This window comes from Helicobacter pylori (assembly GCF_011140715.1).
Taxonomy (GTDB): domain Bacteria; phylum Campylobacterota; class Campylobacteria; order Campylobacterales; family Helicobacteraceae; genus Helicobacter; species Helicobacter pylori_DA.
The window spans coordinates 1-515 of sequence record NZ_SFZZ01000028.1 but is presented as its reverse complement, the minus strand read 5'-3'; the positions used below and the strand labels follow the sequence as shown (position 1 = coordinate 515).

Sequence of the window (515 nt, the reverse complement as noted above, 5' to 3'; positions counted from 1 at the left end):
GAAAAACACTTTAGGCTATAATGTCAAAAACAAGAGCGAGTTTTTAAGCCAATACAAATTCAACCTGTGTTTTGAAAACACTCAAGGCTATGGCTATGTAACTGAAAAAATCATTGACGCTTATTTCAGCCATACCATTCCTATTTATTGGGGGAGTCCTAGCGTGGCGAAAGATTTTAACCCTAAGAGTTTTGTGAACGTTTGTGATTTCAAAAACTTTGATGAAGCGATTGATTACGTGAGGTACTTGCACACGCACCCAAACGCTTATTTAGACATGCTCTATGAAAACCCTTTAAATGAAATTGATGGGAAAGTTGGTTTTTACCAAGATTTGAGTTTTAAAAAAATCCTTGATTTTTTTAAAACGATTTTAGAAAATGATACGATCTATCACAATAACCCTTTCATTTTCTATCGTGATTTGAATGAGCCTTTAGCGACTATTGATAATTTGAGAGCCGATTATAATCATTTGAGAGCCGATTATAATCATTTGAGAGCCGATTATAATC

At 34.0% G+C, this 515-nt stretch carries 1 protein-coding gene; it reads left to right on the top strand.

What is annotated here, in order from left to right; genetic code table 11:
- A partial coding sequence (locus EWZ81_RS03315; RefSeq protein WP_240146741.1) for a glycosyltransferase family 10 domain-containing protein occupies window positions 1–515 on the top strand: 515 nt, incomplete at both ends.